This window comes from Citrobacter sp. Cpo015, assembly GCF_030333035.1.
Taxonomy (GTDB): domain Bacteria; phylum Pseudomonadota; class Gammaproteobacteria; order Enterobacterales; family Enterobacteriaceae; genus Citrobacter; species Citrobacter portucalensis.
Window position 1 is genome coordinate 170,281 of record NZ_JAOWGS010000037.1, and the last position, 14,312, is coordinate 184,592.

Genomic DNA, 14,312 nt, shown 5'->3' on the forward strand with positions numbered 1-14,312 from the left:
CTCTCTCCTTAGCGATTATCCAGTTGGGCGCGAACGTTGTTCAGCCCGGTGGTATTGATGCGGTAGGGCTGACCATTAACGGATTTGATCAGCTTTTTCGTTCTGAGTTTTTTGAATACGTCGAGCGTGCAGTCGCAGAGCAGTAACCCTTCGCGGCTATAGCATTCGACGGAAATGACGCGACCAGATGCATCGCGGACGTGAGCAATACGGCCACCTTTGGCGAGAACGTGTAAGGTACGTTGTTCCTGACGGGATAAATTCATACTGGAAAACCTGTTTAATCATCATGTGCAAAACGTGCAAACACACAGCGGTGTCCGCATTCGATTTCGGCGCATTGATAACCAGTCCGGCCTGAAAAGGTCGGTAAGCTGATTATCTGATGATTACATTCTCCAGCATCAAAGCCTCGGGTTGAGTTGAAAGGTATTTACCTGCTGAATCATACCAGCCTGGGCGAGTAGGGGAATCGTTCTGTCGGGAAAATGTGATCTATGACGAAAAATTGCGTTTAGCTTATTTTATAATTTTTTAACTCTCGTTAGCTGAGCAGTGTATGGATATATTAAATTTATTGAATATTCAGACATCGTCAGTAGCGGTATTGGCCGTAATGATGCGTTGTGAGTCCCACTTGCGTCATACTATAGATTAGTGATATTTAATTTTTCCCTATCCTAATTTTGTTTTATTTGATAAACATGTCTTTATTATAAAAAGGATTTTTAATGGTGTTTTCTTTTAATTCTTTTTAGGAATTTTCTTAACGTCGTGAAGTGTGTATACTCAATCCAGCAAGAAGCTCTTCTGTTATCATCAAAACTATAAAAATGTCCTTAACACCCGTATTACCTCTGCCCTGAATCTCTTCTCAGGGGAGAGGTTTTTTTTGCCTGTGTATAATTTTGATAATCGTCATATATAGATAATTTAATATTATTGTTCTTGTTGTTTTGCATTAGTGATGACGACAGGTTTTGTTCTGTGAACCATACGGTAATGTTGAAATAGTATCGCTATGAATCTATTTCATGGTGAATAGTGTGATTTCATCTTTATTTATAGGGGTATTATATAGTTTTTCTTATAACTATCTGTTTTTAAGCGTTATGTTAATTTTCGCTTTTGAAGTAATTGTGATTTTTTTCACGGATTTTAGTGCGTTAAGTGGCTATTTGTAGAGAGGTGCAAACGGTTGCATGTTGCTGTTACAGCATTTGTTCATTAAAAAAATATAGCGATGGTATGTCTTGTGTCGGTATCGGGGGCAAGAATCTAAATGATTTTTATTATCCCTTAGACATACGAATGCCGTTTATGACTTCTGTTAGCTTAACACCATGGAAAATGTAGTAAAAACAGACAGGGAATATGATTTTATCAATCAAAAGGAGTTTTTAATCACAGGTATAATTACTGGCCTTTTTTTATCTTCCTTTATATAAATCGTTGTCGTAATACCCATAAAATCAGCGTTCTGGGATGAGCGCTGATTTTATTTTGTTCTCAGATTATTCAACCCACGCTGTATGCAGGTCTTCTCTTGCAGTACCTCGTAAATGATACATTAAAGGATCTCCTGGAATGGATATTGTTGAACGCTTTATTAACTACACGAAAATCAATACCACGACCTCAAGGGAAAATGGTGCTAATGGGATAATGCCTTCTTCACCTGGTCAAATGGAACTGGCAAAACTACTTGCAGTAGAACTTGAAGCATTAGGAATGGAAAACATTGAGGTCAGGGATACCGCTATTGTGACCGCGACCTTACCTGGAAATACCGATGACACCATCCCTGTCGTTTCCTTTTTTGGTCATCTGGATACCAGCGCAGAACAGACCGCGGACACAAATGCGCAACGTCTTCACTACAGCGGTGGGGATTTGTGTCTGAACCAGGAGCTGAATATTTATCTGCGTGAAAGTGAATTCCCGGAACTGAAAAATTATATCGGTGATGACCTGCTGGTGACGGATGGTACCAGTCTGCTAGGGGCTGATGATAAAGCCGCCATCGCCGCGATTATGAATGCCCTGGAGTACCTTGTAGCGCATCCGGAGATTAAGCATGGGCCGGTGAAGGTCGGTTTTGTTCCTGATGAAGAGCAGGGATTACGGGGAGCAAAAGCGTTTGATGTTGCGGCGTTTGGCGCTGATTTTGGCTATACCCTGGACTGCTGCGGCATTGGAGAGTTTGTCTATGAGAACTGGAACGCGGGTGATGCGGAAATCATCTTTACCGGCCAGTCCGCGCACCCTATGTCGGCCAAAGGTAAGCTGAAGAACTCTCTGCTGATGGCGCATAAGTTTATTGCGATGCTGCCCGGTGGAGAGGCGCCTGAGTATACGGAAGGACGCGAAGGGTATTACTGGGTAAAACAGCTTCAGGGTAACAGCGCCCGTACGGTGCTTAAGCTGGATATCCGGGATTTTACCGAAGAAGGGTATAAGGCGCGTATGGCATATATCCGCCAGCTTGCCGTCAGCACCTGCGCGCTGTGGGGAGAAAACAGCGTGGTCTGTCATTTAACCGATCGCTATGCCAATGTGTTCAATAGCTTGCAGGGCGATGCACACTACCCGATTGATATTGCGTTACGCGCGTATCAGAAGTGTGGCATTACCCCGCAACCTGTCGCCATGCGTGGTGGGTATGATGGCGCAGTGCTATCGCAGAAAGGACTGCCTTGCCCGAATATTTTTACCGGTGCTCATAACTTTCATTCAATTTATGAATATCTACCGGTGCGTTCACTGCGAGCCGCCAGCGATGTGGTGGTAGCGGTCATTGAGGAAACCTTTGCTGAGTTCGCGCAGAGGAGAGCTCAGCCATGATTCAGGTGTTAATTGCCCTACTGGTTATCGTGGTGGTCGCGCGTCTGATACTGAAAGGTTATCGCGCTGAACCGGTGCTGTTCATTGCGGGCCTGGTGTTGATGATTTGTACGGCGTTAACCGGATGGGGTTCTGTATTACCGAAGGGCGTTGCCAGTACGGGGATTTCATTTCTCGATCCTTTCGAGGTGATGCGCGATCTCTTTAGTACGCGTGCTGCCGATCTCGGCCTGATGATTATGGCACTGATGGGATTTGCGCATTACATGGATCATATCGGGGCAAATGAAGCGGTTGTGCGGGTCGTGACGAAACCTTTGCGCGCGCTGCGTTCGCCCTATGTGCTTCTATTTTTCTCCTATCTGCTCGCCAGCCTCCTGCAGTTGGCCATCCCATCCGCTACCGGGCTTGCCGTGTTGCTGATGGGGACGATGTTCCCCATTATGCTGGGGTTAGGGCTTTCTGCGGCCTCGGCTGCTGGGGTTATTGCCACCTCGCTTGGTGTGGCGTATACCCCGACGGCCATCGATGCTATCAGGGGATCTAAAGCGGTCAATATGGATGTGGTGGAATACGTTGTTTACCACCAGGGACCCGCAGCGCTGGCAACCGTGCTGGTCGTGGGTGTCTGCCATTTCTTCTGGCAGCGGCATTGCGACCGTAAAGCGGGGACGCTTCCACGGGAAATCGGTAGCGCTGAGGTGACTGATTCAGGAAAAGCCCCGGCTTTTTATGCGCTTCTCCCGATGCTTCCGATACTGATGGCGGTGGGATCATCGGAAATGTTCGTCAGTGGTATTAACCTGAATATTATCACCATTGTGCTCATTTCAATGGCTGTCTGCATGTTGATTGAGTGGCTGCGGGTGCGTGATTTAAAGTCAGTATGCGAAGGATTCAGCCATTTCCTTAAAGGCATGGGCACCGCCTTTACCGGGGTGGTTGGGCTACTGGTTGCGGCAGGTGTTTTTGCTCACGGGATTAAAGTTATTGGTGCCATTGATCAATTAATCCTGATGGCGGAGCACGTGGGATTACCTCCATTTGCTATGGCGGTGGTGTTTGCGCTGGTGACGCTGGCGGCAGCAATTATTATGGGATCGGGTAATGCGCCATTCCTTGCTTTCGTTGAGCTGATCCCGCAAATCGCGGCAAGTATGGGCGCTAACGCTGTTGCCATGATCCTGCCGATGCAACAGGCATCACATATGGGGCGGGCAATTTCACCGGTTTCCGGCGTGGTGATTGCCGTTTCCAGTGGGGCGAAAATAACGCCATTTGATGTGGTTAAACGTACCGCCGTACCGTTGATCGTGGGCTTTGTAACGCATACCCTGATCATCGGTATTTTCTATTAACTTCGTCTGTAATAAGCAAACTTCCGGGTTGCTGAATGCCCGGTAGTTTGCTTTTTCTGTTTACAGGTCTCATCACAAAAGGTGATATTGATTACTGGTGATTATTATTAACCTTTATCTTTATCGCATTATTCTTATTAGTCATTGTTGAGCCACCCCGGATTAATGATTAATAAGTATGATGTATTATATTTGCACGTTTATTACATAGAGATAAGTTAATCTGGATCATATTTTGGCGATTTTAGTTGTAGTAATTTTTTAATAGAGTAATACAAGAATGACGTGGAATAACAATGATGATTTATTTGGGCAGGTTTAAGTGGTAAGGGATTCTGGAAGAGTTAGTACGTTACGACATCATTATCAGGATGATCTGGAAGCCTTTACCTGGAGTGCGTTAGTCGCAATTGGTATTGCAATAAAGGATCATAAAATCTACTCTAAAATGTCAGAGCATCTATTCATTATGCATTGGCTGGCTATTGCCAAAAAAAGAAAAATATTTTCGAAGAGCATTGTCAGTGAGCTTCAGTGGTTAATTGATGAGGGGAAGAAAAAAAGCCTCAATGCACAACTTAAATTTAAAATAGAATATTTGTACGCCACATCGAGTGGTGATGTGACAATGCAAAACGACTATTTTAAATTTACTCACACGATTGAAGTGTTGAGAAATAATGGATGGGAGAGCTTTCTGCTCACTCCGGAGAAGTGGCAAGGCCTTCATGAAAGTATTAAGGTCAGAAAAGGTGACTTTATTTTTATGGATGACACCCGGCTTCAGGAGTGCTTTGGCGTGCAGGGCGAGATAGTCAAACCTTTCTGTATTCGAGTGTACGGCGATATTGAGTTTGCAAAGTTAACGTTCATCAAACATAACCTGCCGGTTGAATTTGTGAAACATATTTCGAATGAGTTTTATTACTTCAATTTTCTTTCAGTTAAGTAATGCTTAACTGATATGGGGGACAAATTTCTGTTTGTTCAAAGAGTGTATTGATCTACCTGTGAAATTATCGGATTTATACCACGCGCAAAGGACAGCGAATGTTTACTCGAAAGTTAGTGATTACAACTGAATGGATAAGGTTGTCGGATACGCCAGACAATGTGTCCATTTCTTTTCGGGGCGTTCTTGAGATCGGTGAAAGCACGGTTGTACCAGATGGCAACACTCCTTTACTTCGCTTAGAAAATGAAATGGCACCTGTCGCCGTTGATGCGTTGTCATGGGTAAGGGTGCCAGTTGAACGCCAGGAAAATGTTATCGTCTATATTTTCTGAATCCTGGTTTATAAATCCATTAATAATGTTAATGTCGATTTGTTCTTATTTTATTCCTCCCGGTGCAAGATGAGATGTCTGGCTGAACAATTCGTTGGGGATCACATCGCGGGTGAGAGCATTTGTAGCGCGTGTACATTATAAATAATGCCAAACACCGCCACCGCGAGCAGAAACAGGGAGGAGATAAAAACGCTGCGTCTGGCAAACCGCTCTGGCATCCAGCGTTTGAAAACCATGATGTAAAAAGACAGCACCGTAACATCAAAAATAACCCACACCAGCGTTAGCGTCAGAATGCTGGTGGTGAAATCTTGCGTAATGGCAATGAACTGGGGAAAAAACGCTACGAAAAACAAAATGTCCTTTGGGTTAGCGACCCCTGTCAGAAATCCATGGATAAGCCCGCTGTTATCGCGTTTTGGCGCACTCAGTCCGAGGTGTGAGTCCCTGGCCCGCAGGCCGCTAATCGCCATCACACCGATATACAGCGATCCCACAAGACCCAGTACGCCAAGCCATATCGCAGAGATTGATACCACGCCAGCTAGCATCAGTGCAGCCAGAGCAATCAATACTAAAGAAGCGCCGTTAGTGCCAATCAGCGTGAGAAAGGCCCGGCGATAGCCGTGCTGCGACGCGGTGGTGGTAATCAGCGCCACGACAGGACCCGGAGTTAACAGCAGGGTTACTACGCTGAGGCTATAGGCAGCCAGTAAAGTGAAATTCATACCTGATTATCCTGATGATATTTTCCATCAGTATTCCGCCTGCGTGGCGCATTGAAAAACGAATAAAACTGCGCTCTACTGTGAGTAAAACTCAACATAGAAGCTGAGAATGACGCTACCTCCGTTGTATGCCCTGAGGGCTTTTGAAGCCGCAGCCCGTCTGGGATCGTTCAGTAAAGCCGCTATTCAACTTAACGTGACGCCGGGCGCGGTAAGCCGTCATATTCGCACGCTGGAGGCATGGTTTGGTTGTGAGCTATTTGTCCGTAGCGGCCCGCGTATCGAGATAACGCCTTCTGGCCAAGGGCTGGCGCAGCAGTTGACGGCTGGGTTTCAGAGTCTGGAACACGCGTGTCATGCCTTTCGCAGCAGCAGTCATGAGCTACGGCTGAAAGCGCCGTCTACGTTGACGATGCGCTGGCTTCTGGACGTGCTGCGTCATTTCCGTGAAGCGCATCCGACCCCGGTTGTCGAAATTTCCAGCGTCTGGATGGATACCGATTCGGTATCCTTCGGTCGTGAACCGTATGACTGTGCGATCCTGTTAGGGAATGGCCATTTTGGTGACGATACCGACAGCCGGTTGCTGTTTCAGGAGTGGCTTATCCCGGTGTGCTCACCCGCACTGCTGGTGCAGGCGCAGCGCGATCTTTCTGCCTGTGAACTGATTCATCCCTCAGCGGATCGCCGTGACTGGCGTCGGTGGCTGCAACGCACCGGGAAGTTTCCGGCGTTGAATCTTGCGCGAGGCAAAGTGTTCGACACCCTGGAGCAGGGCAGTCTTGCCGCGATGAGCGGTCATGGCGTGTCCGTTGCCGACCTGCTGTTAAGCCTGGCGGCCATTCAGGCAGGGATGTTGGCGTTACCGTTTAAAGATGCGGTAGCAACTGGCGAGGGCTATTACCTTGTCTGGCCAAAGACTTCAACACGGCTTAGAAATATTGAGCTGCTGTATCGCTGGTTAAAAGAGGCTGCGCCGTGTGTCTCCTCGGCAGATCTAAACTGGCTGGATTAAGCTGTTTATTCTGCTAATCACCCATATTGATAATGGTTCTCATTATTATTGTCGTATTGCGCAGGTAATGGTAATGTTGCTTCAGTTATAAACCGTTAATCCCATTTTCTGCGCAGAAGACAGCATGAACAATACCACCGCCCTGAATGCCTCCGGACGCGTCGCTCGCACTTTCTCCGTCAGCGAGTTTATGGATTTTGGTGAGCGCTACGGGATCGATTACCGCTTTCCCCAGTTGGCACAAAGGCCGGATTTACCGTCTGGCAGCCCTGTTCTGCAAGGTGAAATTGAGGAGATGACTCTCCCATGTGGGATGTGCGTGACGCACTCCGACGTACAGGTATTGCAACCCTACGAAACCACCTCTCGTCACGACAGCCCTTTGTATATGCTGGTGGTACTGGAAGGCTGCGTGATCCTGACGCTTAACGGACAGGAGCACGTGGTGCGCTCCGGCATGGCGTTTAGCTCACGCCTGAGTGAGCACCAGACGATGCGTGCCCGTCATCATGCTGATTGTAAACTGCGGACATTATCGCTCGGTTTGTATCCCGACGGCGCGTGTCGCACGGGGTTGCTCGAATCGTTGATGCGTGAGTGGGAAAGATGCCAGACGCCGACGCTTATCTGGCAGGTGCCGGGGTTTTTACTCAGCGGACTGCAGTACGCGCAGCAGAGCACAATTAGCCATGTTTCTCGTCAGCTGATGTTGGAAGGGCTGATATTACAACTGTTTGGTCATGGCCTCAGCGTGTGTCAGGTCGAGAGCGGTAAACGTCTTGCGGCGAGCGGTGAGCAGCAGCGGCTGGAGGTCGTTCGCCGATTGCTGGAGCAGAGTCCCGAAAATGATTACACCCTTAATGAACTGGCCCAACGCGCAGCGATGAGTCCCAGCAGCCTGCGCAGTAAGTTTCGCGCAGCCTATGGCTGTTCGGTGTTCGACTACCTGCGCGATTGCCGTCTGGAACGTGCACGCGGCTATCTACTGGAAGGATATAGCGTACAGCAGGCGGCCTGGATGTCGGGTTATCAGCACGCCACCAACTTTTCTACCGCTTTTCGCCGCCGTTACGGCTTTTCACCCGGTGATTTGCTCAAACTTTGCTAATCCATATTTGCGTTTTACGCACGTGATTTCCTGACAATTTGGCACTGCGCATAGGCAACCTGGCATCCGGCATAGCTATCTCCGCCAGCAAAAAGGTAATAATTCTCACTTACAATTAGACATGCCTTTGGAGATATTCATGTTCGCGAAGACTCGCTTGGCGCTGCTGGTGGGATGGGTTACCGGCAGCGTGGCTTTTCCTCTGCTGGCGCAGGAAACAACAAAAAACGATACGGTGGTTGTCACCTCGCAGATGCAGAGCGGGGCCACGAAGCTTGCCACGCCGGATATTGAAACGCCGCAGTCGGTATCGATCGTTACCCGTGAACAGTTTGAAGAGCAGGGCGCAACCAGCGTGCGCCAGGCCGTCAGCTATACGCCGGGTGTGTACAGCAATCAGATTGGCGCCTCCAACCGCTTTGACTACATCGTGCTGCGTGGCTTTTCTGACGGTAGCCTGGATAACGTCTATCTTGATGGTCTGAAGATGATGGGCGACACCAACTCACACAGCTCGCTGGTGGTCGATCCGTGGTTCCTCGAAGATATCGAAGTCGTACGTGGCCCGGCTTCCGTACTGTATGGCCGTTCCTCCCCGGGTGGCATTGTGGCTCTGACCTCGCGTAAGCCGTCGTTTGATGCGGGCGGTGAGGTGAAGCTGTTTGCCGGCAACAATAACCAGCGCGGCGCGGCGTTTGACGTCACCGGGGCACTGGATGATAACGATCGCGTGGCGGCGCGACTGAGCGGGATGACGCGTTACGCGGACTCGCAGTTTGGTCCATTGAAGGAAGAGCGTTACGCGCTGATGCCCAGCCTGACCTGGCGTATCACCGACCAGACGCGTCTGGATCTGATGGCCTATCTGCACCGCGACCCGGAAGGCGGTAGCCACTCCGGTCTGCCGTATGACGGCACCGTGGTTCCGCATTACGGGCAAAAGATCTCCAACACCTTTTACGAAGGCGAGGATGATTACGACAAATACGATCGCCGTGAAAACATGGTGGGCTACAACATTGAGCATATGTTTGATAGCGGTTGGTCGGTGCGGCAAAAGCTGCGCTATCTGCATACCGACGTTGAGCTGAATCAGGTGTATGCGGCGGGCTGGCTGAATGAAACCGAGCTTAATCGCGGTTACTCCGGCTCCGATGAAAAAATGTCGGCGATTACGCTGGATAACCAGCTCGACGGCAGCTTTGATACCTGGCAGGTAAACCACCGTCTGCTGGTGGGGATCGACTATCAGGATCGCAGCAACAATACTACCGGTTACTACGGCGCTTTCCCGCCGATTGACGCTTTTAACCCAGTGTACGGCGCGAAGCCTGATTACATCGACATGTATGCGCGTGAGAAACACAAGCTGCGCCAGACGGGTTACTATTTGCAGGATCAGATGTCATGGGATCGCTGGCGTATTACGCTCGGTGGTCGCTACGATCAGGTCAGCGTTTCTAACATTGATAAGATCAAGGATACTCGCAGCGATCTGGATAAAAACAACTTCAGTACCCGTGCCGCGCTGCTCTATTTATTCGATAACGGCTTTGCGCCGTACGTGAGTTATTCCACTGCCTTTACGCCAACCAGCTTTGCCGATGAGAACGGCAATCTGCTGGATCCGATGAAAGGCAAGCAGTGGGAAGCCGGGCTGAAATATGAGCCGGAAGGACTCAACAGCCAGTTCAGCGCATCGGTATTCCGTATCAATCAGACGAATATAGCCACCAAAGAAGAGCCGACCGATCCGTACCGCTCGATTGGGGAAATTGAATCTGAAGGGGTGGAGCTGGAGGCAATTAGCCAACTGACGGATAGCTTCCGTTTGCAGGCGGCGTATACCTATACCGACATTCGCTATAAGAAAAGCAGCCCGGAAGAACAGGGCAAGCGCGCAGTGTACGCCCCGCGTAACCAGGCCAGTACCTGGCTGAGCTACGATGTGAAAAGCGGTCCGCTGGACGGCCTGACGTTGGGTTCAGGCGTGCGCTACGTTAACGGTATTACCAGCGATCGCCTGAATACTCACACCCTGCCGTCCTACACACTGGTGGATATGGTGATTGGTTACGACTTAACGAATATCGGCATTAAAGGGTTGAGCGCGCAGTTGAACGTTAACAACCTGACCGACAAGCGCTACGTTGCAGCCTGTAACTCGCTCTCATACTGCTACTTCGGCGCCGAGCGCAGCATTGTCGGCAGTGTGTCCTGGAAATTCTGATGTTTTAGCCGGATGCGGCGCTGGCGCCTTATCCGGCCTACAGCAGCGTGCAAATCGTAGGCCTGATAAGCGCAGCGCAACAGGCATAGTGGATTGCGGTTATTGTGTAAAACCGTTCTGCAGACAAATCTGCGCGCTGGCGCCTTATCCGGCCTACGGCAGCGTGCAAATCGTAGGCCTGATAAGCGCAGCGCATCAGGCATAGTGGATTGCGGTTATTGTGTAAACCGTTTTACAGACAAATCTGCGCGCTGGCGCCTTATCCGGCCTACGGCAGCGTGCAAATCGTAGGCCTGATAAGCGCAGCGCATCAGGCTTTGTGATTGCGGCTATTGTGTAAAACCGTTCTGCAGACAAATCTGCGCGCTGGTTCTCAGCGTAAAGGCGACTTTGTCTGGGTACTGGCTGTAATAGTTATGCTCTTCTTCCAGCCCTTTTGCCTGCGCCAGACGTACCGTTTCCAGCGAGCAGGTACGGTAGATCAGGTCTTTATTCATATTGGTCTGCTTTTCGCGCTGTTTATCTGCGGACAGCGCCAGCCAGCTTTCGGACAGTGAGTAATCGTAGACCACCCGATTTCCTTTCGCCTGCACGTTCTCAATGGTAATAAATTCGTCGATTTTCAGTCTTGGCTGCCCGCGCATTTTTTTCTTATCTTCTGCGGCGGCATATTGGGCCAGCGCATGAATATCCATACTGGCTATTTTCTGTTTATAAGCATCTACATAAGCGGTAGGTTGCTGATAATGCTGAGCGTAAGCGTTTCTTAATTCCCCGTCATTCATCGTACAACCTGCCATAAACAGAGGTAATAGCAGTGCCAGTTTTATTTTAGTCATGATGTTATCCCGTTCATTATTTTGATCCCAGTCGCCCATAACAAAATAGAAAAATTATTACAGATGATATTTAAGGTTGTATAAACGAGAGCGCGATGGCACAAGTTCAATTGTCTTAAAATGGCAGGACAGGCGGGAAACCCTGCCAGAATTGGCAGGGTTTTGAACATACTGATAAAAAAATTAATGGCCGATCATCTTTGCCTTCGGGATCAGCTGGAAATACATATGATCGGGCACTGGCGTATCCCAGACATTGGCATAAACGGCATAACCAATGGTGACAAACAGAATGCCAAGCACCAGTAGCGTCATGGCAACACCTGATAGCGTCCTCTGTCGCCATAACGGTTTACCGTTGTCTTGCGCCCCCGGTGGTGTTTGCAGTGAGAAGCTCAGCGTTGAGGCCACCGGGCAGGATTCAACGCAGGTCATGCAGCCAGTGCATTCCACGGTACGCACCTGAATCAGTCTGTCGACCGGGATATTCGACGGGCAGTTTTTCGCGCATTTTCCGCAGTCGATGCAGCTGTCTGCGTTACGGCGGATTTTAAACGGTGAGAGCAGCGAGAACAAACCGAGCAGCGCACCATAAGGGCACAGATAGCGGCACCAGGCATTGCGAATAAACAGGCTCAGGACACTGATAACGACAACAAAGATGAGCGTAGCGGAGCCAATATGGCGAAAGAAATCGAGCATCTTCACGTCGATAATCATGCCATAGGCCGACATTAGAAAATACTGAATCCCCTGTGCAGGCATCGACAGGGCGATATACAAAAAGAAACTCAGCAGCAAATACTTCAGACTGAGCAGCGGGATATCCAGCCAGCGCGGCAGCGTGAAGTTGCGACCAAATACTTTTTTCCCCAGATTGCCGAGCAGTTCGGACAGCGTGCCCACCGGGCATAACCACGAACAGAAGGCTTTTTTTAACAACAGACTAATCAGGATAAACGCAACTAACAGCAGCATGGAGGCGGCATGGATAGGCGGAAGAAAACCAGTCTCCAGCGTATAGCGGATATTCATCAAACCCGCGATTGGTAGCCATCCCTCAATACCACCTGGCCTTGGAATATAGACGCTGGTGCCGGCGGTTTCGAAATAGCGGACCCAGTAATAGAACGTTACGCCAATATAAATATTAATAGCCATCAGGAGAAACTGGGTGGCTTTTCGCCAGCTGCTGGCGTTGCGCCAGTCATTCCACGGCAGTTTGCCTCCGATCGTGCCTGGACGGCGCTGCCAGCGTGTTCTCTTCTTCCCGTTCATGGTTTTATACTATCCCTCATATTTCCCCTTCTGCATTCAGAAGGCGTCATCACCGGGATATGCTAGCGCTATTCAGATTTGGTGTATTTGATTTGCATCTTATTACGTGGCTGTTATTTTCATCATGCCAATATGCCTGAATAAAAATAACAGCTCGGTATTTATCGCCGATCAGATAAATACCCTGAATGGGGTATTTATTTCTCTATGGCGGAGAAGGTTATTCCTGATATACCTCTATGCGATCGCGGCCATTACTTTTCGCCAGATAAAGCGCGCGATCGGCTTTATCAACCAACTGTTTATAGTCGGGATGATAGTCATATTCGGCGATGCCAATGCTGACGGTAATAGAAAATGATTCTGCCGCCGATGCCGCCATGCACATCTCGGCAATCTTCATACGCAGCGTTTCGAGGATAATACTGGCCTGCGACTTGTCTGACTCGACGAGCAGGATCATAAATTCTTCACCACCATAGCGAAACACGTAATCGCTGCTACGGATATGATCATAAATGACCGCTGCGACGTTTTTGAGCGTCATATCACCAGTATTATGCCCATAGTTGTCGTTAATTTGCTTAAAGTAGTCGATATCCAGCATCGCCAGGGTGAAGGGCTTCCGCGCATGTAACGCTAACGAAATCTCACGCCGCATGATGGTTGGAATAAAGCGGCGGTTAAGTAACTGGGTCAGCGAGTCTTTACCATTTTCCTGTTTAACCAGTGCGTCAAACATTGAGGCGAGCAGGAAATGGATTTTTGCCGATAGCTGGCGGACATCCTGCAACAGGCTCATCCTCTCAGGTTCTGTTGGCTGATGCTGATGCGAAAAGGTGGTCGTCATGCGGTTGTCGATCTCTGCTATCAGCGATTCCATTTCTTTCAACAGATTGCTGTTGCCGAGAATGTGTTTTCCTTTATGCGAGAACCACATACCAAAATCAGAATTTGCCAGAAATACCATCTCACCGAAAGGCATACCGATGGCGATGTTATAGATAAACTGATTTTCCCAGTCGGTAAATGAGCGAATTTGTCGTTCGCGTTCGACGTTAACGTCATCGTAAATGGTCTGCAGGCGATACTGCTCCTGCGTATGCAGAGAGTTTTGGTGGCTTGGGGAATAGGAGACGGTCATGGCCTCCAGCGCAGTATCCATTGCCAGGCTGCTGAAACAGATAGCATTGCTCAGCAGGGAAGACGAGTCGTCAGCTTTGGTTTTCAATACCCGATACAGCTCATCCTTGAGCTTACGCGCGCCGCGGTTTACCAGATCGATGGGCAGGCCGATACGGGCATGCACCACGCCAATTTCTCGCTGTTTGGCCAGCAGCTGCGGTAGATCTTCGTGCGCGCTGCCAAGCACGCTGCGTAACCAGTCAAACATACTGCCGCTGAGGCGGGTACTGACCTGTTCTGTATTGAGGAACAATGCGCTCTGGGCATGGGAGAGCATATAGTCATAAAAAACGGTCACTAAATGGCGGATCTCTTCATCGCTTAACGATGTGAGGAGCGTGTGAACGTCAGGCGATGTTTGTCGTATCAGCGCCTGCCATTCTGTAAGGAGTAATGTGTCGTTTACCGGTTCAACCTGTTCCATCTCACTGCCACTC

12 protein-coding genes are annotated in these 14,312 nt (G+C 49.1%); 7 read left to right on the top strand and 5 right to left on the bottom strand.

Annotated elements, in window-relative coordinates; genetic code table 11:
* Positions 1 to 8: 8 nt before the first annotated feature.
* Positions 9 to 266, bottom strand: a complete 258-nt coding sequence (locus OGY67_RS16600; protein WP_008783846.1) for a YjhX family toxin — start codon at positions 264 to 266, stop codon at positions 9 to 11.
* A gap of 1,321 nt (positions 267 to 1,587) precedes the next feature.
* On the opposite strand from OGY67_RS16600, the gene pepT reads away from it, so the two are divergent.
* The 4 genes from pepT to OGY67_RS16620 all read left to right on the top strand — a co-directional run bounded on the left by pepT (position 1,588) and on the right by OGY67_RS16620 (position 5,489).
* The gene (pepT, locus tag OGY67_RS16605) at positions 1,588 to 2,844 is read left to right on the top strand and encodes a peptidase T (RefSeq protein WP_079935107.1); all 1,257 of its coding nucleotides are present in this window, start codon (positions 1,588 to 1,590) and stop codon (positions 2,842 to 2,844) included.
* Complete coding sequence (gene dcuC, locus OGY67_RS16610) at positions 2,841 to 4,202, top strand: C4-dicarboxylate transporter DcuC (protein WP_003830889.1); 1,362 nt, start codon at positions 2,841 to 2,843, stop codon at positions 4,200 to 4,202. Before pepT ends, dcuC begins: the two co-directional genes overlap by 4 nt.
* Positions 4,203 to 4,524: 322 nt before the next feature.
* Complete coding sequence (locus OGY67_RS16615; RefSeq protein WP_048226383.1) at positions 4,525 to 5,154, top strand: DUF2913 family protein; 630 nt, start codon at positions 4,525 to 4,527, stop codon at positions 5,152 to 5,154.
* A 98-nt stretch (positions 5,155 to 5,252) separates the two neighbouring features.
* Positions 5,253 to 5,489: a hypothetical protein gene (locus OGY67_RS16620; protein ID WP_020996594.1), complete on the top strand. Its 237-nt coding sequence runs from the start codon at positions 5,253 to 5,255 to the stop codon at positions 5,487 to 5,489.
* Positions 5,490 to 5,590: 101 nt separating this feature from the next.
* Here OGY67_RS16620 and OGY67_RS16625 read toward each other — a convergent pair whose 3' ends face one another.
* On the bottom strand, positions 5,591 to 6,220 hold the full coding sequence (locus OGY67_RS16625; RefSeq protein ID WP_286574223.1) for a LysE family translocator: 630 nt from the start codon (positions 6,218 to 6,220) through the stop codon (positions 5,591 to 5,593).
* Between the two features lie 109 nt (positions 6,221 to 6,329).
* Here OGY67_RS16625 and OGY67_RS16630 point away from each other — a divergent pair, with 109 nt between their 5' ends.
* The 3 genes from OGY67_RS16630 (at position 6,330) to foxA (ending at position 10,573) form a co-directional block, all read left to right on the top strand.
* Positions 6,330 to 7,235, top strand: a complete 906-nt coding sequence (locus OGY67_RS16630) for a LysR substrate-binding domain-containing protein (protein ID WP_048236016.1) — start codon at positions 6,330 to 6,332, stop codon at positions 7,233 to 7,235.
* Between the two features lie 124 nt (positions 7,236 to 7,359).
* A complete protein-coding gene (locus tag OGY67_RS16635; protein WP_071444609.1) occupies positions 7,360 to 8,343 on the top strand; it encodes a helix-turn-helix transcriptional regulator in 984 nt (327 codons plus the stop codon).
* 121 nt (positions 8,344 to 8,464) lie between these two features.
* Positions 8,465 to 10,573, top strand: a complete 2,109-nt coding sequence (gene foxA / locus OGY67_RS16640; protein WP_100247269.1) for a ferrioxamine B receptor FoxA — start codon at positions 8,465 to 8,467, stop codon at positions 10,571 to 10,573.
* Positions 10,574 to 10,902: 329 nt separating this feature from the next.
* Here the strand turns inward: foxA and OGY67_RS16645 are convergent, their stop codons facing one another.
* From OGY67_RS16645 to OGY67_RS16655, 3 genes are all read right to left on the bottom strand, one after another.
* On the bottom strand, positions 10,903 to 11,412 hold the full coding sequence (locus OGY67_RS16645; protein ID WP_234693037.1) for a hypothetical protein: 510 nt from the start codon (positions 11,410 to 11,412) through the stop codon (positions 10,903 to 10,905).
* A gap of 183 nt (positions 11,413 to 11,595) precedes the next feature.
* The gene (locus OGY67_RS16650) at positions 11,596 to 12,690 is read right to left on the bottom strand and encodes a 4Fe-4S binding protein (protein WP_286574226.1); all 1,095 of its coding nucleotides are present in this window, start codon (positions 12,688 to 12,690) and stop codon (positions 11,596 to 11,598) included.
* A gap of 220 nt (positions 12,691 to 12,910) precedes the next feature.
* Entirely contained in the window at positions 12,911 to 14,299 is a 1,389-nt protein-coding gene (locus OGY67_RS16655; RefSeq protein ID WP_048236011.1) for a diguanylate cyclase, read from the bottom strand.
* Positions 14,300 to 14,312 lie beyond the last annotated feature (13 nt).

Coding starts and splice junctions, on each gene's coding strand:
- OGY67_RS16645 (WP_234693037.1), bottom strand. CDS start 11,412: ATGACTAAAATAAAACTGGCACTGCTATTACCTCTGTTTATGGCAGGT.
- OGY67_RS16625 (WP_286574223.1), bottom strand. CDS start 6,220: ATGAATTTCACTTTACTGGCTGCCTATAGCCTCAGCGTAGTAACCCTG.
- OGY67_RS16620 (WP_020996594.1), top strand. CDS start 5,253: ATGTTTACTCGAAAGTTAGTGATTACAACTGAATGGATAAGGTTGTCG.
- pepT (WP_079935107.1), top strand. CDS start 1,588: ATGGATATTGTTGAACGCTTTATTAACTACACGAAAATCAATACCACG.
- OGY67_RS16630 (WP_048236016.1), top strand. CDS start 6,330: ATGACGCTACCTCCGTTGTATGCCCTGAGGGCTTTTGAAGCCGCAGCC.
- OGY67_RS16650 (WP_286574226.1), bottom strand. CDS start 12,690: ATGAACGGGAAGAAGAGAACACGCTGGCAGCGCCGTCCAGGCACGATC.
- dcuC (WP_003830889.1), top strand. CDS start 2,841: ATGATTCAGGTGTTAATTGCCCTACTGGTTATCGTGGTGGTCGCGCGT.
- OGY67_RS16655 (WP_048236011.1), bottom strand. CDS start 14,299: ATGGAACAGGTTGAACCGGTAAACGACACATTACTCCTTACAGAATGG.
- foxA (WP_100247269.1), top strand. CDS start 8,465: ATGCCTTTGGAGATATTCATGTTCGCGAAGACTCGCTTGGCGCTGCTG.
- OGY67_RS16600 (WP_008783846.1), bottom strand. CDS start 266: ATGAATTTATCCCGTCAGGAACAACGTACCTTACACGTTCTCGCCAAA.
- OGY67_RS16635 (WP_071444609.1), top strand. CDS start 7,360: ATGAACAATACCACCGCCCTGAATGCCTCCGGACGCGTCGCTCGCACT.